The 23,524-nt window shown below is 65.8% G+C and carries 20 protein-coding genes; 12 read left to right on the top strand and 8 right to left on the bottom strand.

Features of this window, described 5'->3' with window-relative positions; translation table 11 throughout:
- Nucleotides 1-12 precede the first annotated feature (12 nt).
- Genes H4P35_RS25925 through H4P35_RS25915 form a run of 3 tightly spaced genes read left to right on the top strand, consistent with a single transcriptional unit; the run spans nucleotide 13 to nucleotide 3,795 of the window.
- Nucleotides 13-1,860, top strand: coding sequence for a toxin VasX (locus H4P35_RS25925; protein WP_226847531.1), 1,848 nt, complete (start codon nucleotides 13-15; stop codon nucleotides 1,858-1,860).
- Nucleotides 1,814-2,851 (top strand): hypothetical protein, encoded by a 1,038-nt coding sequence (locus tag H4P35_RS25920; RefSeq protein ID WP_226847529.1) that lies wholly within the window; start codon nucleotides 1,814-1,816, stop codon nucleotides 2,849-2,851. Before H4P35_RS25925 ends, H4P35_RS25920 begins: the two co-directional genes overlap by 47 nt.
- Complete coding sequence (locus tag H4P35_RS25915; protein WP_226847527.1) at nucleotides 2,848-3,795, top strand: DUF6708 domain-containing protein; 948 nt, start codon at nucleotides 2,848-2,850, stop codon at nucleotides 3,793-3,795. Before H4P35_RS25920 ends, H4P35_RS25915 begins: the two co-directional genes overlap by 4 nt.
- A gap of 220 nt (nucleotides 3,796-4,015) precedes the next feature.
- On the opposite strand, the gene H4P35_RS25910 is transcribed toward H4P35_RS25915, so the two are convergent.
- Nucleotides 4,016-5,014: a tripartite tricarboxylate transporter substrate-binding protein gene (locus H4P35_RS25910; protein ID WP_226847525.1), complete on the bottom strand. Its 999-nt coding sequence runs from the start codon at nucleotides 5,012-5,014 to the stop codon at nucleotides 4,016-4,018.
- 262 nt (nucleotides 5,015-5,276) lie between these two features.
- Nucleotides 5,277-6,359 carry a LacI family DNA-binding transcriptional regulator gene (locus tag H4P35_RS25905; protein ID WP_226847523.1) on the bottom strand — a complete coding sequence of 361 codons (1,083 nt, stop codon included), beginning with the start codon at nucleotides 6,357-6,359 and terminating at the stop codon, nucleotides 5,277-5,279.
- A gap of 225 nt (nucleotides 6,360-6,584) precedes the next feature.
- On the opposite strand from H4P35_RS25905, the gene H4P35_RS25900 reads away from it, so the two are divergent.
- From H4P35_RS25900 to H4P35_RS25870, 7 genes are all read left to right on the top strand, one after another.
- Nucleotides 6,585-7,676 carry a Gfo/Idh/MocA family protein gene (locus H4P35_RS25900; RefSeq protein ID WP_226847521.1) on the top strand — a complete coding sequence of 364 codons (1,092 nt, stop codon included), beginning with the start codon at nucleotides 6,585-6,587 and terminating at the stop codon, nucleotides 7,674-7,676.
- A 31-nt stretch (nucleotides 7,677-7,707) separates the two neighbouring features.
- Nucleotides 7,708-8,622 carry a sugar phosphate isomerase/epimerase gene (locus H4P35_RS25895; protein ID WP_226847519.1) on the top strand — a complete coding sequence of 305 codons (915 nt, stop codon included), beginning with the start codon at nucleotides 7,708-7,710 and terminating at the stop codon, nucleotides 8,620-8,622.
- Nucleotides 8,623-8,758: 136 nt separating this feature from the next.
- A complete protein-coding gene (locus H4P35_RS25890; RefSeq protein ID WP_226847517.1) occupies nucleotides 8,759-9,937 on the top strand; it encodes an aldose 1-epimerase family protein in 1,179 nt (392 codons plus the stop codon).
- Nucleotides 9,934-10,695: an SDR family NAD(P)-dependent oxidoreductase gene (locus H4P35_RS25885; protein ID WP_180097180.1), complete on the top strand. Its 762-nt coding sequence runs from the start codon at nucleotides 9,934-9,936 to the stop codon at nucleotides 10,693-10,695. Before H4P35_RS25890 ends, H4P35_RS25885 begins: the two co-directional genes overlap by 4 nt.
- Before the next feature lie 34 nt (nucleotides 10,696-10,729).
- Nucleotides 10,730-11,926, top strand: coding sequence for a CaiB/BaiF CoA-transferase family protein (locus H4P35_RS25880; protein ID WP_108007271.1), 1,197 nt, complete (start codon nucleotides 10,730-10,732; stop codon nucleotides 11,924-11,926).
- The gene (locus H4P35_RS25875; protein WP_218948846.1) at nucleotides 11,923-13,071 is read left to right on the top strand and encodes a hypothetical protein; all 1,149 of its coding nucleotides are present in this window, start codon (nucleotides 11,923-11,925) and stop codon (nucleotides 13,069-13,071) included. The genes H4P35_RS25880 and H4P35_RS25875 overlap by 4 nt, the downstream gene beginning before the upstream one ends.
- A gap of 10 nt (nucleotides 13,072-13,081) precedes the next feature.
- Complete coding sequence (locus H4P35_RS25870) at nucleotides 13,082-13,852, top strand: enoyl-CoA hydratase/isomerase family protein (protein ID WP_056327330.1); 771 nt, start codon at nucleotides 13,082-13,084, stop codon at nucleotides 13,850-13,852.
- A gap of 38 nt (nucleotides 13,853-13,890) precedes the next feature.
- Here H4P35_RS25870 and H4P35_RS25865 read toward each other — a convergent pair whose 3' ends face one another.
- The 5 genes from H4P35_RS25865 to H4P35_RS25845 all read right to left on the bottom strand — a co-directional run bounded on the left by H4P35_RS25865 (nucleotide 13,891) and on the right by H4P35_RS25845 (nucleotide 19,001).
- Complete coding sequence (locus tag H4P35_RS25865) at nucleotides 13,891-14,754, bottom strand: proteasome-type protease (protein WP_056327404.1); 864 nt, start codon at nucleotides 14,752-14,754, stop codon at nucleotides 13,891-13,893.
- A 63-nt stretch (nucleotides 14,755-14,817) separates the two neighbouring features.
- On the bottom strand, nucleotides 14,818-15,621 hold the full coding sequence (locus tag H4P35_RS25860; protein WP_175156937.1) for a transglutaminase family protein: 804 nt from the start codon (nucleotides 15,619-15,621) through the stop codon (nucleotides 14,818-14,820).
- Nucleotides 15,622-15,634: 13 nt separating this feature from the next.
- Entirely contained in the window at nucleotides 15,635-16,609 is a 975-nt protein-coding gene (locus H4P35_RS25855; RefSeq protein WP_056327334.1) for an alpha-E domain-containing protein, read from the bottom strand.
- A 2-nt stretch (nucleotides 16,610-16,611) separates the two neighbouring features.
- Nucleotides 16,612-18,042, bottom strand: coding sequence for a circularly permuted type 2 ATP-grasp protein (locus tag H4P35_RS25850; protein WP_062838905.1), 1,431 nt, complete (start codon nucleotides 18,040-18,042; stop codon nucleotides 16,612-16,614).
- 287 nt (nucleotides 18,043-18,329) lie between these two features.
- Nucleotides 18,330-19,001 (bottom strand): 5-formyltetrahydrofolate cyclo-ligase, encoded by a 672-nt coding sequence (locus H4P35_RS25845; RefSeq protein ID WP_152382917.1) that lies wholly within the window; start codon nucleotides 18,999-19,001, stop codon nucleotides 18,330-18,332.
- Nucleotides 19,002-19,070: 69 nt separating this feature from the next.
- Between H4P35_RS25845 and H4P35_RS25840 the strand changes: the two genes are divergently transcribed.
- Nucleotides 19,071-21,197: a lytic transglycosylase domain-containing protein gene (locus tag H4P35_RS25840; protein WP_226849540.1), complete on the top strand. Its 2,127-nt coding sequence runs from the start codon at nucleotides 19,071-19,073 to the stop codon at nucleotides 21,195-21,197.
- Complete coding sequence (locus tag H4P35_RS25835) at nucleotides 21,194-22,312, top strand: CCA tRNA nucleotidyltransferase (RefSeq protein WP_226847515.1); 1,119 nt, start codon at nucleotides 21,194-21,196, stop codon at nucleotides 22,310-22,312. The genes H4P35_RS25840 and H4P35_RS25835 overlap by 4 nt, the downstream gene beginning before the upstream one ends.
- Nucleotides 22,313-22,325: 13 nt before the next feature.
- Here H4P35_RS25835 and H4P35_RS25830 read toward each other — a convergent pair whose 3' ends face one another.
- Nucleotides 22,326-23,513, bottom strand: coding sequence for a class I SAM-dependent methyltransferase (locus tag H4P35_RS25830; protein ID WP_226847513.1), 1,188 nt, complete (start codon nucleotides 23,511-23,513; stop codon nucleotides 22,326-22,328).
- Nucleotides 23,514-23,524 lie beyond the last annotated feature (11 nt).

The following is a 23,524-nucleotide window of genomic DNA, read 5'->3' as shown; positions in this document are numbered from 1 at the left end:
GAGCCCCATCAGGTGGACGACAAAGCGGTGAACTACAAAAAGGCACTGGGCTCCATCCGCCCGAATGAAAAACGCGTCGGCAAGGCCATCTCCCCACCGCCCTGCGAACGCGGTGTGCCCCTGTATCCGCTGCGCTATGGCATTGCCGATTACGCGTGGGACAGGGAGGTGTTTCCCCGCCTGAACACCGAGGGCTATCCCGCACTCACGGCAGGCAAAGCGTACGGATTGCGCACCTTGCGTCCGGGCACTTACGTCTACCTCTTCTACTTCGAGCACGGGCGCATGTGGACGCAGCATTACCAAGTCACCGAAGACGTCCGCTTCGCCCGTATCTGGTGGAGTGATGCGGACGACGACGATGCAACGCCGGGCCGGCTCAGCCGGCCCGATACGGTGGGTGCTCAGACGTATCTCTTCGCGCCGGACGCAAAGACTGCCGAAACCGTACACATCCTGGTCAGCGACACGCTGCTGTCCCACCGCACGTTGTGGGCCATCGAGACCAATGACGGCGGCCTTCGCGATGCATTGAGCACGCAATGCAGGCCTGCGGGCAATGCGTATCAAGAACACATCTTCGACGCGACGCTGCTGGGCGAGGCCGCACCGGAACTCGTCTCGCCATCCGGACATGGCGCGCCCCGGCCTTTTGGATGGAGCGAAATCCAGTTCTCGGAAATGGCGCCCAACCACCACAACGTTCTGGCCAACATGTACCTCGCGTTGCTGCCACGCAAGGACTTCACGCCCCTGGTGGTTGCGTTGCAGGATCCGATCGGGATCGCCAGCGAGCTTCATTATCGGATTACCCATTCCGTGACCCGCAAGACGGAATACGCCGGACGCAACGCGCACAAATTGCAGAGCGCAACGCTCATCCGCAATTACTTCGAGGCGATGAAGAAAGAGGCGGGTAAAAACCCAGACGTCGCCAACACGATCACGCGGCAGCAAAACTTGGTGAACTACAGCGGCGCCATGTCATTCCCCGACGTCTACGCGAAGGAAATCGAAGCGTTTGACCGCACTATCGCAGCAGCGGTAGCGGATTCCGTTGCGTGGGTTCGCCTTATCGACCCCTCGCGGTTGCTGGGCAAGGCGCTGCGTTGCTTTGATCGCGGCGTGATCCACAACGCCCATGACTATGAGGACGCCGTTCTGCAGTGCATTGGCGGTCTGGTGCACGCGAAAGATGGCATACAGGTGTTGAATGACCTGATCAATCTGCCCGTTGGCATAAGCCCTTATTGGCTCGCACTGGCCAATGGCAGTGAACTGCTTCTTGCTCGTTTGAAGGCCAGTTCCGGCGAGCTTGCCAAGAATCTTTTCAGCGTCGTGGACAAGGTGTTGGAACAGCACCAGCTGACCACAGCGTCCAACGCGCTAATCGGGTTGTTGCAGGCGCTGCCGGAAACCAAGGTGGCGGATGTGCTGGTTCCACGTCTGCGGCATGTGATGGAGATCAGAGCGGGCGTCACCATCGTCCGATACGACGTCGGCATCGACGACCTGCAGCGAGCCGCTTATGAATTCCAAGGGTATCAAACGCTTGGCGAAGACGGGTTGCGTGGGTGGAAGATGCCGTCCCCGAAGATCAGTCAGGCAGATTCGGGCAAGAGGACATCAGTCTATGACTGGGTGAAGGTAGGTGAAACCACGTATCGCGAACTGGATGATGCGCCAACGGACAAGCCAGCACTGCCGCCGCCCAGGCTTATCAGGATGGACGACAACCCCTTCCTCAACATAGTTAACAAACTCAGAGCGCCCGGAGGACACGTCCTTACGGGGTTGGGGGGGCGTTCTTGCATTGAAGTCGCTAAACAATGCCTGGCGGGAATTCAGCCGCGGAACTGACCGTTTAGCAAATTTTTACCGTCTGCTGGGCGCCGCGAGCGCGCTTGTTGGAGCCGGAATCGAAATTGGCGCAACGACTGTTGCGATACATGCCGGATCTAGTGGAAATGCCGCCTTCGCAACCAGCATGAAAATCGTTGCAGCAAAACGAGGTGTCGCAGTTTTCGGAGCTGGCGGAGCGGGACTCTCAGCCGTAGCGGACCTCGTTAAATCTATCAGTGCATTTAATGAAAGCAACCCACAACTGGGAAGCATGCTGATTGGCTCCGCGCTGGCCGGCGGTGCTCTATCAGTTGCGACGTGGGCGGGAGGAATAGCCGCAGCTAAGGTGCTGACTAGCGGAGGGGCAGTCGTAGTGCTCGGTCTTAACCCTGTGGGCTGGGCGATTGTTGCAGGCATCTCGCTCGTGCTAATTGTTGGCTTCGCGTTCGGCGCCGAAATCACCAAACACGGACCGATTGATATCTGGCTTAAACACTCCGTCTGGGGCGTGGATCGTCGTCAATACACGAACCTGGAAGAATTGAATGCCTACCACGGCTTGTGCTACCGACCACGACTGACGCCAGAATGGAATAAGTCCTACGGGTACTCGGTTGGCACCCTTCGCATCAGTTGCCAGTTGCCGACTACAAAACGCCTGACTGGAGAAGAATTTCAGACCAAATTGGTCGTTACCTTGCGAGGCACCGAGCTTTCCCGGGTTGACGGACCAATCGCGTACGCGCCTGGTTCCAACCCGATTGACTATCGCCGAGAATGCTTGGTTACACCGCTGGGCAGTACCAGCAGTGAATGTGGTTGGTCGATTCAAATGGTCGAGGACGCAGAGGTTGCGTTGGAGTATCTGTATTTCCCTGACTCCGAACGTCAACCTAATCTCGCACTACGGCAACCGGATGCTCCGAAAGCGCTCGTCTTCTCGTCTGGGGGATGGTTCTCAGACCCTATCGATTCAGCCAAGCTTGAACCCGTCGAGGCTCCAAAGTGACGTTTGAAGTCAAGCGCCTTCCAAAGAATCTGCGTTTCGGCGCGACACCGCTAAGTGTCAGCAGTTGCGCCAGTCACAAGCCTCAGCCCGACGGGGTAAGACGGATCAACGAAAAATGTGTCGAGCTCGAAACATACCCAAATTACATTCGGAGCGGCACTGCGGGCTACATCGGAATGTCTGCGCTGGTTTCTGCCATTGCTTTTGCGTCAAGCTTGCTTGCTCTGGGGCCCGCCAAGGTGGACTTGGAAACATTCCTAATCATGCTATCAGGACTCCCGGTTTCGATCGGGCTTGCCTTTGTTTTTTACATTGCCAGTGGTACGCATCGAAGTCGGGGAGCTTTTATCCGAATTCACCGCGATACTCGGAAGCTGTACTTCGTATCGCTGCCGCAGCAGCGCCTTCACGCGCTCGATTGGGACCACATAGAGGCTTTGGCCGGCTATATCCCCATCATTTCCACAGGCGGCTACACCAGTCGAAAGCCGCTGTACTTAATTGGCGTCGACCGCGATATGAGCCCGCCGACGGAGATTTGCGTTGCATGCGGAAACCTCGGCCTGTTCGACGGAGACCGGTCAGCCAAGGCGCTTTGGGCTTATCTTCATGCCTTTATGGCCCAAGGCCCTGAAGGCTTGCCAGAACCCGCGCCGCTGCCTCCTCGCCTAAGCCGCAGACAGGAAACCCTTCAACCATACCGGAAGTGGTATGCCGAATTGCGCCGCAGGTTGGTCGAGCCCTATGGCATGTTGAAAGCACCTATCACCATCCCGCTCTGGATAATTCTGCTGTTGATAGAAGCGTATCCGGACAGTGTCGAGGCCTTTCTTCAATACCACGTGCCCTACACGCCATTCCCCCCGGACATTGACCAGCTATGCGGATTCGACGAAATCCAGTCGCCAGTCATTGGCGTCAGCGGCGACCGCATTCAACCGTAAAACATCTGCAAGCAGGGGCGCCATTGGCCTGGGTTCTTGTGCCGGGCGCGACGCTCATCATGGGGTGGGAACCTGCCCCCAACCGACGCTGAACAGAGCTGAGAGAAGGCCCGATTTACGCCAATGCTTTCTTGGTGGAAAAAAATCGGGCTGTTTATGGCTTTCGTCGGCGCACTGGGTGCGCCGAATCATCGCGGCGCCCAAGCGGGCGCCGCAGGCCTCAATCCGCGTACACGCCCGCCTTGCGAATCACTCCGCCCCACTTGTCGACTTCAGACTTCAGCCACGTCTGCAGGCCCTCAGGCGTCTGCTTGGCTTCGGGCACGATTTCGGCGCCCAGCTCGGCCATCTTCTGTGTGAAAGCCGGATCCTTCAGTGCGGCGCGCAGCGCGGCGTTGAACTTGTTGATGGCCTCGGGCGGCGTGCCCTTGGGCGCGTAGACACCGTGCCATACCTTGACCTCGAAACCCTTCAGGCCGCCTTCTTGCAGGGTGGGCGCGTCGGGCAGCGTCTTGATGCGTTCCTGGGTCGTGACGCCGTACAGCTTGACGCGTTCGGCCTTGATCTGCGGGATGGTCTGCGTGGTCTGGTCGCACAACACGTCCACCTGGCCGCCCAGCAGCGCGGTCATGGCGGGCGCGGTGCCCGCGTAGGGCACGGTCGTGAACTGCACGCCCAGCGACTCCTGCAGCAGCATGCCGCACAGCTGCGACACGGCGCCCAGGCCGGCATTGGCCAGGTTGATCTTGTTGCCGTTTTCCTTGGCGTACTTGATGAAGTTGGCCATGCCGTCAGCCGGCAGATCCTTGCGGCCCAGCAGGGTCATGGGCACGTCGGCGACCTGGCCGACATAGGCGAAGTCGGTCAGCGGATTGAACGACAGCTTGCGGTACAACGCGGGCGCCGTGGCCATGCCGTTGTGGTGGATCAGGAAGGTGTAGCCGTCGGGCGCGGCGCGTGCCACGTGTTGCGAGGCCAGCGTGCCGCCCGCGCCGGTGCGGTTTTCGATGACGACGCTCTGGCCCAGCGTCTTGGCCATGGAGGCGCCCAGGCTGCGGGCCACGACGTCGGTGGGACCGCCCGCGGCAAACGGCACGACCAGTGAAATCGGGTGATTCGGGTAGGCCCCCTGCGCGCTGGCGTTGCCAACAGCCAGGCAGGACAGGGCCAGCACGGGCCAGGCTGCGCGCTTGATCGCGCGCGCGTATCGGTGGGACATGTCTCGCTCCTTGTAGTGTCTTTGGCCCGCGATGCCGCGCATGGCGGGCAGGCATCGGCAGTGTGGCGCGACAAGGGCGAGGTTGGGAATTCGCGGTTTCGCAAGCCGGGCTTCGGCGCGCGGAAAGGAGGGTTTACGTGGACTTGCCCGCAGAAGCGCTAAAAAGCGTGCGTGTAGCGCCTCGGATGGGCTGGTTGTTGCCTGGGGCCCGGGCCGGTGCGAACTGCACGCATGGGTTCCCGACCGGGCCCGCGCCGGGCCATCACGGCTCCGGGATGTTTTCCCGAAAGATCACCTGCAGCCGCGGCAGGTAGCTGGGTTCGGGCGCACCCTTGACGGCCGCCACCAGCAGCTTGACGATCTCGCGCGCCTCGACGCGCGGGTTCTGGTCGATCACGGCGTCCATGGTGCGATCGAGCAGCAGGCGGCGCGTGGCCTCGGTAAGGTCGTGACCGACGAAGACGATGCGAGACGCAGAGGACGCCTTGCTCGGCCGGGCCGCGTCAGGCCGGGCCGCGTCAGGCCCCGCGTCGGCCGCCCATGCCTCAGCCGGCCGCGCCTCCTTCAGCGCCCGCGCGATACCTTGATTGCCGGCGCCAATGTTGTAGATCGCATGCGGCGGGTCTTTGCGCAGCAGATCCTGCGTGACGGCAAAGGCGCGGTCGCGGTCGTCGCCGATCTCTAGGATGTGGGCGATGCGCAGGTGCGGAAACTCTTCGCTCAGCAGCGACCGAAAGCCCATCTCGCGTTCTTCGTGGCCGCGATAGGCCAATGACCCGACGAACACGGCGACCTTCCGTTCGGTCTGCTGCGGCAGAAATCGCCCCAGCAACAGCGCGGCCAGGCGGCCCGCGGCGCGGTTGTCGATGCCCACGTACCCCAGCCGCGCCGAGATCGGAATGTCCGACACCAGGGTGCTTACGTGCACGCCGCTGTCGCGCAGCGCCATGATGGCGTCGCGCACCTGGGGATGGTCCAGTCCGACCAGGCCAACGGCCTGCGTCTGTTCGCGCAGCTCGTAAAGCTTCTTTGCGAGCTTGTTGGCATCGAACCCTTCGATCAGATGCAGGCGGGCCTGCACATCGGGGCGGGTGGCGGCTTCTTCGAGCAGGTGCCGGCCTAAGGCGGTCATGAAGCTGTTGGTGCCGGCGGGCAAGACGAAATCGACCCGGACGTCCTGACTGGCGGCCTCGGCGCCCGGGACGAAGTAGCCCAGGCGACTGGCGATCGCCAGCACACGGTCGCGGGTCTTGCCACGCACGCCGTCGCGGTCGTTCAGTACCCGGTCCACGGTGGCGGTGGACATGCCGGCTTCACGGGCGATGAGGGAAATGGTGGGGCGCATGCGGGATCGGGCTCTCAAGACACCATCAGGACGATGGCGGCGCGGCCATCATAAGCCATCATTTGCAATCATTCGAGATCAAAAAGGTAACGCCGCCGCCCTATGAGGGCCTTCCGCCTTTACCCATGATTGTTTTGATGTGAATATCGCGGCTCAATACATCAAACACCGCACGGCAGGGTGCCAGGCAGTCGACAGGGCACACCAGGCCGGCAGGAGGAGACCATGTCGCACCCTACCTTGGTGCCCGACCCGCCCGTCCGGGAACGGCGCTTTCGCATCGGCTGCATCGGCGCCGGCATGATCATGGCCGAATGCCATCTGGCGGCCTACCAGCAGGCCGGCTTCACGGTGGCGGCGATTGCGTCGCGTACCCGCAGCAAAGCGGCCGCGGTCGCCGAACGCTACGGCATCCCGCGTGTGCACGAGGATCCCCTGGCCCTGATCGCCGATCCGCAGATCGAGATCGTGGACATCGCATATCCGCCCGACCTGCAGCCCGCGCTGATTCGCGCCGCATTGGCCGCCCCGCACGTGCGCGGCGTGCTGGCGCAAAAGCCCCTCGCCCTCTCGCTGGAGGAAGCCCGCGCCTTGCGCGACGAGGCGCGCGCCGCCGGCAAGATCCTGTCGGTCAACCAGAACATGCGCTACGACCAGTCGATGCGCACGCTCAAGCAACTGCTCGACCAGGGCGTGCTGGGCATGCCGGTGTTCGCGCAGATCGACATGCACGCGATCCCGCACTGGCAGGATTTCTTGCGCGGCTATGACCGGCTGACGCTCTCGAACATGAGCGTTCATCACCTCGATGCCCTGCGCTACCTGTTTGGCGAGCCCACCGAGATCACCAGCATCACCCGCCCCGACCCGCGCACCGAGTTCGCGCATCGGGATGGGCTGGTCTGCACCACGCTGCGATTTGGCAACGGCCTGCTGGCGCTGTCGCTCGAAGACGTGTGGTCCGGCCCGCGGGCCGAGGGATACCCTGACGACCAGCACATCCGCTGGCGCGTGGAAGGCACCGAGGGCGTGGCGCGCGGCACCATCGGCTGGCCCACCGGCGAGCCGTCTACCCTGAGCTACGCCTCGCGCGCGGCCCAAGGCCATACCGACGGGCGATGGGTGACGCCCACGTGGGACACGATGTGGTTTCCGCATGCCTTCATTGGCGTGATGGAGCAGTTGCAGTACGCGCTGGCCAGCGGCACCGAGCCTGCGTTGAGCGTGACCGACAACGTACGCACGATGGCGCTGGTCGAGGCCGCGTATACGTCCATCGCCGAAGGCCGCACGGTACGGCTGCCGGCTGTTGAATAACCAGACAGAAAAACAGACGGAGACAACCATCATGATCCAGACCGGAATCTTCTCGGGCTACTTTCCCTATGAGCTGGAGCGCACCGCCAAGGTGATCCGCTCGCACGGCTTCAACACCGTGCAGCTGGACCTGCATTTCAAGGACATGGAGCTCGGCCCGGGGAAGCTGACCGCGCAGAAATGCACGCAGATCCGCGACACGTTCCGCAACTATGACCTGCCGGTGTCCTGCATCTCGGCCTATACCAACATCGTTCATCCCGATCCCGCCGAGCGCCAGCGCCGTAACGGCTATCTCAAAGAGATCCTCACGCACGCGCGCCAGCTGGGTTCGCCTTACGTGATCTCGGAAACGGGCACGTTCGACACTGAAAGCGACTGGGTGCATCACCCCAAGAACAAGACCGAGGAAGGCTGGGACCAGTGCCGCGCGGTGATCGCCGAGCTGTCGCAACATGCCTATGACCATGGCGCGGTGTTCCTGCTGGAGACCTACGTGAACAACGTGGTGGGATCGGTCGAGGAGACGCTGCGCATGTTTGCCGAGGTGGATCACCCGGGCCTGGGCCTTCTGATGGATCCGACGAACTACTTCGAAGCGCACAACATCGACCAGATGGACCGCACGCTCAATCAGGTGTTCGACGCGCTCTCGGACAAGATCTGCATCGCGCATGCCAAGGACGTGAAGCGTTCGGGCGATGACAAGTCGGAAAAGCACAGCGATATCGGTGACGAGGGCGCGGCCGAAAGCCATACGTTCCGGGGGGTCGGCGAGATCGAGCTGCCGGCGCCGGGCCTGGGCGCGCTCAATTACGACCTGTACTTGCAGCGCCTGGCAAAGAAGCACCCCAACATTCCCATCATCATCGAACACCTGACCGAAGACGACGTGCCGCGCGCCAAGCAGTTCCTCGACGAGCGGCTGCGCGCGAACGGTCTGTAGGCCGGCGCCGCACGCAAACCAGGCGCACCGCGAAGCCATCCTCGAACAAGGCCCGCGGCGCGCCGCTCGAACACGATTCTGAACACCGACACCGACACCGGCAGACGCGCGCCCGCGCATCCGCCAGGGAGAACTCATGCCTGATATTTACGGAACCTGGATGACGCGCCGCGACGTAGAGGCGCGCACCGGACAGCTTGCGCAGTTTGCCGGCGTACGCCTGATGACGCTGGACGACGGGCTGGAGCGCGGTATCCGCATGCTGGAGTTCCGCAGCGGCACGGGCCTGCGTTTCACGGTGCTGGTGGATCGTGCGATGGACATCGCCGATTGCGAATACCGCGGTTTTGCCATGGGATGGCAATCGCCCTCGGGCTTTCGCCATCCCGGACTGCATGACTACGAAGGCGAGGGCGGGCTGGGCTGGATGCGCTCGTTTTCGGGACTCATGGTCACCTGCGGGCTGGATCACATCCTGTTCATGTACGACGCGCCGGCCGATAACTATGTGTATGGCCCCCGCAAGGCGGCCAAGCAATCCATCCATGGCCGCGTCGGCACCATTCCCGCGCGGCTGACCGGCTACGGCGAACGCTGGGACGGCGATCGCTGCGTGCTGTGGGCCGAAGGCGTGGTAAGCCAAGGCACCGTGTTCGGCGAGCATCTGGAGCTGCACCGCCGCATCGAGATCGAGGTGGGCACCAACGACATCAAGCTGTCGGACCGTGTGGTGAATCGCGGCTTTTACCGCACGCCCCATATGCTCTGCTATCACATCAACCTGGGCTATCCGGTGCTGGACGCCGGCTCGCGCTATCTGGCGCCGATCCGCGATGTGGTGTGGGCCGCGCACGAGCAGGACTACCGCAAGCAGGGCGTGGGCTACCGCCGCATGCCGGCGCCGCAGCTGGGCTTTCATGAGCAGGTGTGGCAGCACGAGATGGCGGCCGGGGCCGACGGCAGCGTGCCGGTCGCCCTGGTGAACGATGCGCTGGGCCTCGGGATGCAGGTCAGCACCTACAAACATCAATTCCCCTGCCAGTATCAATGGCAGAACCTGCAATCGGGCCAGTACGCGATGGGCATCGAGCCCTCCACCAACCATGTGCTGGGCCAGGGCGCGGCGCGCGAGCGCAACGAGCTCATCTGGCTGGAGCATGGCGAGGAACGCTGCTACGACACCACGTTTAGCGTGCTGGGTTCGGCCGCCGACATCGCAGCCTGCGAAGCACGCATCCGCGCGATCGCGGAGCAGCCCGAGACCGACTATCCGCCGTTGTCGGGTCGCTTTGCGCCCATCGCGGGGCGCTCATGAGCGCGCGCTTCTCCTTGCAAGGCCGCCGTGTTCTGTACACAGGCGCGGCGGGCGGCTTTGGCGTGGACACCACGGTCGCGCTGCTGCAAGCGGGCGCCCATGTGATCGCGCTGGATAACCACGCCGGGCATATCGATCGCCTGCGCAGCACCGTGCCGGCGCAGCTTGCCGGGCAGCTTCAGATCCTGCAGGCCGACCTTGCCGACGCCAGCGCGCTGCAAGCACACCTTGAGCGGCTGACCGGGGAGGGCACGATCGACGTGGTCATCAACAACGCGGCCATCTATCCCTCGCGCCCGTTCGAGGAATACAGCGATGCCGAGCTGGCGCGCGTGCACCGCGTGAACGTGGAGGCGGCCGTGCAGATCGTGCGCGCGGCGCTGCCGGGCATGCGCGAGCAGCAATGGGGCCGCGTGATCAACATCTCGTCGATCACGCTGTCGGGTGGATGGGAAAACCTGCTGCCCTACGTGCAGTCCAAAGGCGCGATGGTGGGCGTCACGCGCGCCTTCGCCCGCGAGTTTGGCAAGTGGGGCATCACGGTCAACGCCATCTCGCCGGGCGCGTTCCCAACCGACGCCGAGAAGATCCATCCCGACCCCGAGGGCTACAACCGCATGGTGCTTGAACGCCAGTCGGTCAAGCGCCGCGGGCACGCCGGCGACATCGCCGCGGCCATCGTGTTCCTGGCCTCGGACGAGGCGGGTTTCATTTCCGGACAGACGCTGGCGGTGGACGGCGGCTGGGTCATGCATTGAAAGGCGCATCGGCGCCACGCAGAGGGTAGAAGCAATGAGCATTCTTTCTGGCTACAAGGTTCTGGACTGTTCCATCGCCATGGCGGGGCCGTTCGCGGCGCAGCGCCTGGGCGACCTGGGCGCCGACGTGATCAAGATCGAGCCGCCCACCGGCGAATGGCAGCGGCACGCGCCCGCCGGCGGCATCACGGGCAACAAGATCAACGTGTCCTTTCTTTCGCTGAACCGCAACAAGCGTTCGCTCGCGATCGACCTGAAGAGCGCCGGCGGCAAGGAGATCATCCAGAAGCTGGCGGCGCAGGCCGATGTGTTCATCCAGAACTACCGGCCGGGTGTCGCCGGCCGCCTAGGCGTGGACTACGAGACCTTGTCGGCCCTGAACCCGCGCCTGATTTATGTATCGATGTCGGGTTTCGGCGAAGACGGCCCCTATGCCACGCGTCCCGGACAGGATCTGCTGCTGCAGGCGATGTCGGGCGCGATGCTGTCGTCGGGCCGGGCCGGCGAGGCGCCGCGCGCGGCGGGCCAGTATGTGGTCGACGCCGTCACCGCGTATTGCGCGTTCGAAGGCGTGCTGGCCGCGCTGCTGCACCGAGAGCGCACTGGCGAAGGCCAGAAGGTCGAGGTCAACATGCTGGATGCCATCACCACGATCCAGATGCAGGAGCTCTCGGTGTACACGGTGGGGCACAAACCGCAGGTGCGCAGTGCCGAGCCGCATGCCCACGTGTACATCCGCGCGCCCTACGGCACCTTTGCGACCAGCGACGGCTATCTGGCGCTGGCCATGCCCGACATGAAGGTGCTGGCGCGCGTGACCGAAGAACCGCGCCTGGCGGACTACGCCGGCGAGCGCGACGGCTGGGAAAAGCGCGACGAGATCTACGCGCTGGTGCGCGACACGTTGGCCCGCGCCTCGACCGCCGACTGGTTCGCCAAGCTGGATGCCGCCGGCATCTGGTGCAGCCCCGTGTATGGCTACGCCGATCTGGTCGACGATCCGCAGATCGCGCACAACGGCACGTTCGTCGAATACGAGCATCCGACCGAAGGCCGGATCAAGACGCCAGGCTTTCCGATCCGCTTTTCGAAAACCCCTAGCCAAGTGGTGCGCGGCGCGCCGCTTACCGGTCAGCACACCGACGAAGTGCTGCGCGACTTCGGCTTCAGCGCCGACGAGATCGCCGCGCATGCGGCCTCGGGCGCGGTGTTGCGAGGGGCCTCGGAATGAGCGAGCGTGCGTTGCCCTATCGCGGCCTGACCTGGGATCACCCGCGCGGCTACAACGCGCTGCACGCGGCCACCGCTCACACGCCGCTGGTGCACTGGGACAAGCAATCGCTCGAGGGTTTCGAGTCGGCGCCCATTGCCGAACTCTGCGCCCGCTATGACCTGGTGGTGCTGGATCACCCCCATCTTGGCGAAGCCCTGGCGCACGATTGCCTGCAAGCGCTGGACACCGTGTTCGCGCCCGACGAGCTGGCGCGGATCGCGCGCGACAGCATCGGGCTGTCGTACGACAGTTACCGCATGGCCGGTCGCCAATGGGCGCTGCCGCTGGACGCTGCCACGCAGGTGATGGCCACGCGCGCTGACCGGTTGGACGGCCCCGTGCCGCGCACCTGGCATGAGGTGCTGACGCTGTCGCAACGCAGCGGCTCGGTCGCGCTCAGCTGGGGCGGACCGCATCCGTTTCTGTCGCTGCTGTCGATTGCCGCCGCGCTTGCACCCGATACGGACTTGCGGCCGCACGGCGCCTGGCACGACGAGGCGACGCTCGCCGACGCATGCGACGTGCTTGTCGAACTGGCGCGGCGCACGCCCGCGCACGCCTTGGCTTACAACCCGATCGCGCTGCTGGGCCACATGAGCGCGCGCGACGACATCACGCTATGCCCGCTGGTCTACGGCTACGTGAACTACGCCACCTCCGCGGTCGCCAAGCCGCTCACGTTCCGCGACGCGCCCCAGGCCGACGCTGGCCGGCCCGGATCGATCCTGGGCGGGACCGGCATTGCGATATCGCGGCGCTGCGTCGTGGGGCCGGCGTTGCGCGCGCACCTGTTGTGGTTGCTGGCAGCCGACACCCAAAGCCGCTTCATCCCGCAGCACGAAGGCCAGCCCAGCCATCGCGGCAGCTGGGACGATGCAGACGTGAACGCGGCCAGCGGCAACTTCTATGCCAACACGGCCCGCACACTGGAAGCGGCCTCGATCCGGCCGCGGCACGACGGCTACATCGCCTTCCAGGGCGAGGCCTCGCAGTTTCTGCGCGACGGCGTTGCCGCCCGCGCACCCTCCCACACCTTGGCGCGCGGCCTGACCCAGCGCTTTAAGGCCAGCCTGGCCGCCGCCTCCCCGCACCCCGCTGCATAAGGATTTCGACGTGAGCGCACTCGTCAATCTCAGTATCGATGGCCATGTCGCCATCATCGAACTCAACCGTCCCGAGAAGCTCAACGCGATGACGCCCGAGATGGCCGACCTGCTGATCGCGGCGGTGGAGCAATGCAATAGCGACGCGCAGGTGCGCGCGGTGATCCTGACCGGCGCGGGTCCCAAGGCCTTTTGCGCCGGCTCGGACATTACCGAGCTGGACCGCTATGCCACGCCCTGGGATTTTCGGAATCGCCTCGATTACTGCGACTGCGTGCGCATGTTGAAGAAGCCCACGGTGGCTGCGATCAACGGCTATACGTTCGGCGGCGGCCTGGAAATGGCATTGGCCTGCGATATCCGCATCGCCTCCGACAACGCGCGCCTGGGCGCGCCCGAGATCAAGCTGGGATGGATTGGCGGCGGCGGCATGACCGCGCAGCTCGTCCATGCGATCGGCCCGAGCAATGCCGCCCTGATGGTGCTGACGGGCGATCCCATCCGCGCCGAGCAGGCGCTGGCCTGGGGGTTGGTGAGCGAGGTGGTGCCGCAGGAGCAGCTTCGCGAGCGCGCGCAGGCGCTTGCCGCCACCATCGCCTCGCGCGCGCCCATTGCGGCCGAGACGGCCCGCGTCAATCTGCGCGCCGCGTTGTCGATGCCGCTGGAAAAGGCCGTGGAATACGAGCGCGATCTGCAGGCGATCTGCTTTGCCACCGCCGACGCCAAGGAAGGCCGCAAGGCATTCGAAGAAAAGCGCGCGCCGAAGTTCGAGCGGCGCTGATGCGGGGGGGCGCCGCCCAGCGCGGCGCCGGAACCCTCTCAGTTGGGCTGGTCCTTGCCCGGGTCTTCGGCCAGCACCTGCGGCGTGACATAGGCGCTGCGCGCCGCATCGGCCGGCTCCATGCGCAGGGGCTGGTGCACCCGCGATGGCGGCACCAGCGAGCCCGGCGCGTCGGGGTTGGTCCACAGCGGATCGGGGATCTCGGCAAAGACCTGGCGCAGGCGTTCGCCCCAGGTGCCACGGATCATGCGGAAATACTCGTTGTGCTCGTCGATGCTGGCAAAGTGCGTGACGCGCAGCGAATTGGCGTCGTACACCAGCAGGTCCAGCGGCAGGCCCACCGAGATATTCGAGCGCAGCGTGGAATCCATCGAGATCAGGGCGCACTTGGCGGCTTCGTCCAGCGAGGTGTCCGGTTGCAGCACGCGGTCCAGGATGGGCTTGCCGTACTTGGCCTCGCCGATCTGGAAGTACGGGCATTCCTGGCCCGCCTCGATGAAGTTGCCGGCCGAATACACCTGGAACAGGCGGCATTGCTCCATGCCGATCTGCCCGCCGAAGATCATGCTGACGTTGAAGTCGACACCCTGTTCGTGCAGGGCGGCGGCCTCGCTGTGATAGACCTCGCGCACCGCCGCGCCCACCAGGCGCGTGGCCGTGAACATGTCGGGCGCGTTCCAGAGCGTGTCGGCGCCTTCCTCGCGCTGGCGGGTCAGCACGTTCAGCACGGCCTGGCTGACCGCCAGGTTGCCGGAGGTCATCAGGACCATGACGCGCTCGCCCGGCCGCTCGAACACGGTCATCTTGCGAAAGACACTGATCTGGTCGACCCCGGCATTGGTGCGGGAGTCGGAAAGAAACACCAGGCCGGCGTCCAGGCGGGCAGCTACACAGTAGGTCATGATCGGAAAGAGGGAAAAGCCACCCCGCATTGTATTGCGGCGGGGCGGGGCGGATGTTACGGCTTACTGCTGCGCGCCGGCCTGGACCTGGACACTGATTTCCATGGATTCCTCGCCGCCGCCGGTGCGCACGCCCCGCACGGGCGACGCGGAGTCGTAATCCCGGCCCACCGCCAGGCGGCAATGGCATTCCGAGGCGAACTGGCTGTTGGTGATGTCCACGCTGGTCCAGCCCACATCGGGCAGCCAGACGTCGGCCCAGGCGTGGCTGGCCGCGTGCTCGGCCGTGGTGTACAGGTAGCCGCTGACGTAGCGCGCGGGCACGTTCAGGCCCCGCACGCATGCAAGGAACAGGTGGGCGTGGTCCTGGCATACGCCATGACCCAACGCCAGCACCTGGTTGGCGGCGGTGGTGACGTCTGTAGTACCGGGCTCGTACGCCACGCGTCCGTGGATGGCGCCCGCCAGCGTCAGGATGTCGTCCGAGGTCGACAGTCCGTTTGGCAGCACCGCGCGCGCGAACGCAAGAACCGTCTCGTCCGCCTGCGTCAGCCGCGTCTGCACGCAGTAGGCATGCACCGGCAGCCGGCTGTCCTCGCCGCCCAGCACGCCGCGCACCAGCGGCGCCACCAGCACCTGGCCGGACACGCGCAGCTCGATGTCGCTGTGCGGCTGGTTCAACGTCAGCGTGTGCGTGATGTTGCCGTAGGCGTCGACCTGCTTGTCCAGCTCGCCCGGCGCCTCGATGTTCCAGCGCAGAACACGCTGGTGTTCGTCGTCGCGCGGCGTCAGGCGCAGGGTCTGGATACTGTAGTTGACCGGCGCGGTGTAGCGGTAATGCGTGACGTGCGTGATGATCTGCTTCATGGCTGTCTCCGTGTTATGCCGACAGCGGCACCAGGAAGTCCTGGCTGATCCGGTTGCCCAGGTCGTTGATGCGGTCCAGGAACCGGTCCAGGTACCGGTGCAGTCCGCTCGCCAGGATGTCCTCGACGCGGCCGTACTGCAGCTCAGCACACAACATGCCCGCGCGCCGCTCGGTCTCGGTCGAGCGCTGGTTCGCCACGCGCGCCAGGTCGTCGGCCACCGCCCGCATCGAGGCCAGCAGCGACCGCGGCATGTCGCCATGCAGGATCAGCAGTTCGGCGACGCGGTCGGGGGTAATGACGTCACGGTACACCTTGCGGTAGATCTCCAGGCCGGACACGGAGCTGAGCAGCGCCGACCAGCGGTAGAACTCGCTTTGCACGGCCGCGGCGCTGGCCGGTTCCGCGCGGCTCTCCTGCGCGCCCGCGCTGCTGCGTTCATGGAACTTCACGTCCAGCATGCGGGCGGTGTTGTCGGCGCGCTCCAGGTGCATGCCGATGCGCATGAAGTACAGCGCCTCGTCTTCCAGCATGGTGCCGATCGTGACGCCGCGCGCCAGGTGCGAACGGAACTTGACCCACTCGAAGAATTCGCCCGGATTGCGTTCCAGCAGCCCCGTGTGCAGGTGCTTGAGCAGTTCGAGCCACGTCGTGTTGTAGGTTTCCCAGACTTCCGTCGTGAGGCTGCCGCGCACGGCGCGCGCGTTTTCGCGGGCGGCGCGCATGCACGAATAGATCGACGAGGAATTCTCTGGGTCGCGCACCATGTATTCCAGCACGTCGTGCGGCGAGATCGACGCGTACTTGCTCTGATACAGCCCCTGCAATTCGGAGATGCGCAGCACGCCCAGCCACGAGCCCTCGCGCGTATGCGTGTCCTGCGGCAGCAGCGACATCTGCAGGTTCACGTCCAGCATGCGGGCGGTGTTTTCGGCGCGCTCGGTGTAGCGGCACATCCAGAACAGGTTGTCGGCGGTTCGGCTCAGCATGATCAGTCCTCCAGCACCCAGGTGTCCTTCGTGCCGCCGCCCTGGCTGCTGTTGACCACCAGCGAGCCCTCGGTCAGCGCCACGCGGCACAGGCCGCCCGGCACGGTGCGGATCTCCTTGCCGCACAGCACGTACGGCCGCAGATCCACGTGGCGCGGCGCGACGCCCGATTCCACGTACGTGGGCGTGGTCGACAGCGCCAGCGTGGGCTGCGCGATGTAGTTGGCGGGATTGGCGCGCACGCGGTCCCGGAACGATTCCACCTCGGCGCGCGAGGCGGACGGCCCCACCAGCATCCCGTATCCGCCCGCGCCATGCACTTCCTTGACGACCAGGTCCTGCATGTTGGCCAGCACGTGCGACAGCTCGTCCGGCCGGCCGCAGCGCCAGGTCGGCACGTTCGACAGGATGGGTTCCTCGCCCAGATAGAAGCGGATCATGTCGGGCACGTAGAGATACGTGGACTTGTCGTCGGCGATGCCGGTGCCGATCGCGTTGGCGAGCGTGACGCGGCCGGCGCGATACACCGACAAGAGGCCCGGCACGCCCAGCGCGGAATCGGCGCGAAAGGACAGCGGATCGAGAAAATCGTCGTCCAGCCGGCGGTAGATCACGTCGACCTTGCGCGGCCCGCGCGTGGTGCGCATGTAGACGGTGTTCTGCTCGACGAACAGGTCCTGGCCTTCCACCAGTTCCACGCCCATCTGCTGTGCCAGGAAGGCGTGCTCGAAGTAGGCGGAGTTGTACATGCCCGGCGTCAGCACCACCACGGTGGGGTCGTCGCCGCCGTGCGGCGCGACCTCGCGCAGGTTGTCCAGCAGCAGGTCGGGGTAGTGCGCGACGGGTTCGACCTTGATGCGGCCGAACGCGTCGGGCATGAGCCGCATCGACATCTTGCGGTTCTCCAGCATGTACGACACGCCCGACGGCACGCGCAGGTTGTCCTCCAGCACATAGAATTCACCGGCGCCCGCCCGCACGAGGTCCACGCCGGCGATGTGGCAGTAGATGTCCTCGGCCACGTCGACGTCCTGCATCTCCGGACGGTACTGCGCGTTCAGGAAGACCTGCTCGGCCGGCACGATGCCCGCGCGCACGATGTCGTGGCCGTGATAGATGTCGCGGATGAACAGGTTCAGTGCGCGCACGCGCTGTTTGAGGCCGGCTTCCAGGTGGCGCCATTCCTCGGCGGGAATGATGCGCGGGATGAGGTCGAAAGGGATCAGGCGCTCGGTGCCGGCGGCGTCGCCCGCGACCGAGAATGTGATGCCGACGCGGCGAAAGCTCAGGTCGGCCTCCAGCCGGCGCACGGACATGGCTTCGTCCGACTGCTCGTTGTGCCAGCGCTCGAATGCCTGGTAATGGGAGCGGATGCGGTTCTCGCCATCGCGCATTTCGTCAAAGGCGGATGGACGGGCGGGTAGGTCCTTCATGGCTCCTCCGTGCAGATGCTTGCGGCCGCTTGCACGCGGCCGTCATCCGGCCGTGGCCGGCCGGTCAAGGTGTACAAGCAACCCGCATGCCAGCTTTGGCGGCAGACGGGGCGACACGGCATCAATATGCGCTGCGGGCGGGGGAAATGCCATCCCCGGGGCGGACGACGGCGTAATCCGGGGACGGGAGGCCGCCAGGGGGGCGAAGGCGGCTGGAACACTGCCCGGGCGCGCGCACCAAGCTGGTGCGTCACGCCGGACGAAACTGGTGCGTCAGCGGGGACGCGTCAATTCATGCGATAGGAATGCAGCACCGATCCGCTCTTGCCGCCTTGCTCCAGCGGCGCATGCGGCACCCAGCCGTCCTGCGTCAGCACCGCGTCCAGCCGGACGTCGTGCGCGGCGGGGACATATCCCGGGTCCAGCTCGCCGCAGCTCCAGGCGATGCCGATGGCGGTGAAGGGGTGGCCGCGGTCGCGCAGGGCGGCCAGGGTGCGGTCGTAATAGCCGCCGCCATAGCCCAGGCGGTCGCCGAGTTCGGTGTAACCCAGCGTGGGCACCAGCACCACGTCGGGCAAGAGTTCCGGACCGGCCACGGGTTCCTGGATGCCGTAGGGGCCGGCGCGCAGTTCGGCCTCGGGCGTCCAGGGCAGAAAGGCGAGCGGCGCGTTGCGCTCGCGCACGACCGGCAGCGCCACCGTCATGCCGGCCTCGCTCCATTGCGTCAGGAGCGGGCGCAGATCGGGTTCGTCGGCCATGGGCCAGAAGGCGGCGACAGTGGTGGGTGCCGGATGGCCGGCCTGCACGGCCTGGTCGCGGGCCACATTCAGCCAGGTGAAAAGGCGTGCGCGCATGAGCAAAGCGCCCCGGCTGCGCTGGTCTTCAGGCATTTCGGTGCGCAATTTCCGCAATCGCGTGCGGTGGACTGCGGTATCCTCTGGAGTATTTTGCGTAGTCATGCGGTGGCTGTAACCGGGGGGTTGAATATGAAGGCAAACATGCTGAAGACGAACATGCGTATGCTCAGCATGCGGGTGCGTCGCGAGACAGGCGCCCGGCAGCCCCCACGGTATCAGAATTCCTCGTTGCAAGCCGCCGACGCCCGCGCCGGGCTGCGCCGCTTGCTGCCGCTGGTGGCGCTTTTCACGGCTGCCTGTGCGCCCGTCGATGCGCAGCAGCGCAGCGCCGCCGTCAATCCCCAGCCTCAGCCCGCCGTGCAGGCGGCCCAGCCGATGATCGCCGTGCCTCCCGTGGTGCTGGCAGGCCTGCCGCCGACCGCGGAAACGCCCGCGCTGGCCGCCGTGGTCGCCGCCCGCGAAGCCATGAGCCGCAAGCAGTGGTCGGTGCTGGGCGCGCTGGTGCCGCAGGCCAAGGGCGACCCGCTGGGCATGTATCCGGAATACTGGCTGCTGCGCTATCAGCTCTGGACGCCGCCCGCCTCGGGCCGGCCCGTGGCGGCGCTGCAGCAGTTCATCAACAGCAATGGCGACGCCTACCTGGCCGACCGCCTGCGCGGCGACTGGCTGCTCGCCGCCGCCCGCAGCGGCGACTTCGAAACGGTGCGCAAGCTGGCGCCCGTGAAAAACAGCAACGCGCAGATCGAATGCGCCATCCTGGACGGCAAGCACATGACCGGCCAGCGCGCCACGGCCGCGCAGGCGATGGCCGTGTTCTCGCCCGGCAGCGCATGCTGGGCGCTGTACGACCAGCTCGTGGCCGACGGCATCCTGGGCTGGGAGCAGCTCGAGCCGCAGCTGCGCGATGCCATCGAGGCCAACAAGACCACCGATGCGCGCAAGTTCGTGCAGTACATGTTCGAACCGCGCGACGTGAAGACCTACGACGTCATCATGAAAGACCCCATGAAGTGGCTGACGCGGCAGGACCGCATGCCCGTGGGTCGCAACGAAAAGGAACTGGTCACGATCGCGCTGGCCCGCCTGGCGCGCTCGGACGTCAGCGTCGCCGACTCCTACCTGCGCCGGGAATGGGCCAAGTCGATGTCCAAGTCGAACCTGGCCTGGGTGCGCGGCCAGTACGCGCTGACCGCCGCGCTGGGCCTGGACAGCCGGGCGAACGATTGGTACCGCGAGGCGGGCCATATCCGCATGACCGAATACAACGCCGCCTGGAAGGTGCGCGCCGCGTTGCGCCAGCCGAAAATCGACTGGAAGTGGGTCATCGAATCCATCGACGAAATGCCGCCTTCGCAACAGGCCGAGACGGTCTGGGTGTACTGGAAGGCCCGCGGCCAGGCCGCGACGGGCAATAAGGACAAGGCGCAAGCCGCCTACGCCAGCATCGCCGACCGCTTTGATTTCTACGGCCAGCTGGCCGCTGAAGAGCTGGGCCGCCGCATCAATGTGCCGCCGCGTCCCGCGCCCATCAGCGATCGCGAGATCGCCGAGGCCCGCGCCAATCCGGGCCTGCAACGCGCCGTGCTGCTGTTCCGCCTGGGCTGGCGCGCCGAAGCCGTGCCCGAGTGGAACTTCACGCTGCGCGGCATGAGCGACCGCCAGCTGTTGGCCGCCGCCGAGCTGGCCCGCGCCGAGAACATCTACGACCGTGTGGTCAACACGTCGGACCGCACTGAAAAGGAATTCGACTTCAGCCAGCGCTTCATCGCGCCGTTCGAGGGCCGCGTCACCGCCAAGGCCAATGCCATCGCGCTGGATCCGGCCTGGGTGTACGGGCTGATCCGCCAGGAATCGCGCTTCATCATGGATGCGCGCTCGCACGTGGGCGCTTCGGGGCTGATGCAGCTCATGCCCGCCACGGCCAAGTGGGTGGCCGGCAAGATCGGCATGAGCGACTTCACGCCGGCCAGCGTCAACGATTTCGACACCAACACCGAGCTTGGCACCAACTACCTGAACATCGTGCTGCGCGGCCTGGACGGTTCGCAGATGCTGGCCAGCGCCGGTTACAACGCAGGTCCGGGCCGGCCGCGTAATTGGCGTTCGACGTTCACGCATCCCGTCGAAGGCGCCATCTTTGCCGAGACCATTCCGTTCACCGAAACCCGCATCTACGTCAAGAACGTGATGTCCAACGCCACGTATTACGCGGCCATGTTCACCGGCCAGCCGCAATCGCTGAAGGAGCGCCTGGGCAACGTCGTGCCGGCAGGCACCGAAACCGCCGCCGCGCCATGACGCGCGATCCGGCGACCGAAGGCCTGCGCGCCTATATCGTTGGCGGCGCGGTGCGAGATGCGCTGCTCGGCCTGCCGCACGGCGATCACGATTGGGTCGTGGTGGGCGCCACGCCTGAAGACATGACCGGCCGCGGCTTCATCCCCGTCGGCGGCGATTTCCCCGTCTTCCTGCACCCCCGCACCAAAGAGGAATACGCCCTGGCGCGCACCGAACGCAAGTCGGGGCGCGGCTACAAGGGCTTCACCTTCTACACGGGCGCGGACGTCACGCTGGAGGACGACCTGCGCCGGCGCGACCTGACGGTAAATGCCATTGCCCAGGACGAAGACGGCCGGCTCGTGGACCCGCTGGGCGGCGCGGACGACCTGCGCGCCCGGATCTTTCGTCATGTGGGCGATGCGTTCGAAGAGGATCCCGTACGCATCCTGCGCCTCGCCCGCTTTGCCGCGCGCTTTGGCGATTTCAGCATTGCGCCGGAAACGATGGCGCTGTGCCGCCGCATGGTCGAGGCCGGCGAGGCCGATGCGCTGGTGGCTGAACGCGTCTGGAAGGAATTGTCGCGCGGCCTGATGGCGCAGGCGCCTTCGCGCATGCTGGGCGTGCTGAACGAATCCGGCGCGCTGGCGCGCGTGATGCCCGAATTGCAGGGCGTGGACGAAGTGGCTGCGCAGTTGGATCGCGCCGCGCGGCAGGGCTTGCCGCTGGCAAGCCGCTACGCGCTGATGTGCCGCTTGACGCCCCAGCGCGAAGCGCTGGGACGGCGGATGCGCGTGCCCACGGAATGCAACGACTACGCGCGACTCTTGCCTGAAGTCCTCGACGCATTGGGTGCGCAGGATGGCATGCCGGATGGCCCGGGCAGGGCCGATGCGCAGTTGGCGCTGATGGAGCGCGCCGATGCCTTGCGCAAGCCGGAACGCTTTTTTGAACTGTTGGATGCCGCGGCCGTGTTGCGCGCGGTGGACCTTCCCGCGTGGCAATCGCGGGTGGCGGCGGTGCGGGGCGTGGACGCGGGCGCCATCGCCAAGGCTTGCGCGGGCGAGCCGGCGCGCATCAAGGAAAGCGTGCGCCAGGCGCGCCTGGCGCGTCTGGCCGATTTGCAGGCAGTCTGATCCGGCTTGCGCGCTACAGCTTGCCCAGCCGGTCGCCGCGCGAGAACCCGCTCAACGGCGATGTCATGCCGCGGCCGACGGCCAGCACCTTGAACAACTCGCCCATCTCCGCCTCCGACAGCAGCTTCTGCACGGGTGCCACCGCCTGCGCGTAGGCCTGCGCATCGGACGGATCCAGTCCGGCCAGCAGGTCCATGAGGCCCGCGTTCATCAGGAAGCGCGCCTGCGACGTGTAGCCCAGCACCTGCATTCCCGCCGCCAGCGCCGCGTCCGCCATCGCGGTGAAATCCACGTGCGCCGTGATGTCCTGCAGGCCCGGCGCGGTGAACGGGTCGCCGTGCGCGTGGTGCCGCAGGTGGCACATCAGCGTGCCGCCCGCGCGCTGCGGGTGGTAGTACTCGCTGCGGGGAAAGCCATAGTCCACCAGCAGCGCCGCGCCGTGTTCCAGCCAGCTGCCCATCGCCGCGATCCACGCCTCGCCCTGCAGATTGATTTCCGACACGTAGCCCGGCAGCGCCGGCATGCGCGCCGCGACGGCGGCCGTGAGGGTGGCCGGGGCGGGGCGATCTTCCCAGATGAAACCGCCGTCGGCATCCACCGCCACGCCGCGTTCCAGCACCTGGCCGGCGTCGCTCCAGACAAAAAGGGAAACCGGCATTGCGTCCAGCACTTCGTTGGCCAGCACGCATCCGGAAAACGCGTGGGGCAGGGCGTCCAGCCATTGCACCCGGTCGCCGAAGGGCGCCAGCCGTTCGGCCTGGCGCGCGCGCAGGTCCGCCGACACTTCCAGAATCAGATAGCGCGTGTCGGACAGCCCCAACGCGTCCAGTTCGCGCAGCACGCCTTCGGCGAGCGCGCCGGTGCCGGCCCCGAATTCCAGCACGGCGCGCGTGTCCGTCTGACGCAGCACCTCGGCCGCCTGGCGCGCCAGCGTGCGCGAGAACAGTGGCGTGAGCTGCGGCGCGGTCACGAAGTCGCCGGCGGGTGTCTTGCCGCCGTCGTCGGCATCGGCCAGCTTGACGTTGCCCGCCGCGTAATAGCCCAGTCCCGGCGCGTACAGGGCCTCGGCCATCCAGTGATCGAACGGCAGCCAGCCGCCGCTCGCCGCGATGGCGGCGCGCAGGTGGGCGGCCGTGGCGTCGCTGTGTTCGCGTGCGGCGGGGGAGAGAGGAGGCAGATTGGCGGGGGCGGGGCGTTGCATGGGCGGATGGT

It is taken from the genome of Achromobacter sp. 77 (genome assembly GCF_020541125.1).
Classification (GTDB): Bacteria; Pseudomonadota; Gammaproteobacteria; order Burkholderiales; family Burkholderiaceae_B; genus Achromobacter; species Achromobacter mucicolens.
Note: the sequence above shows the minus strand (reverse complement) of the source record. Positions and strands in the feature narration are given on the sequence as shown.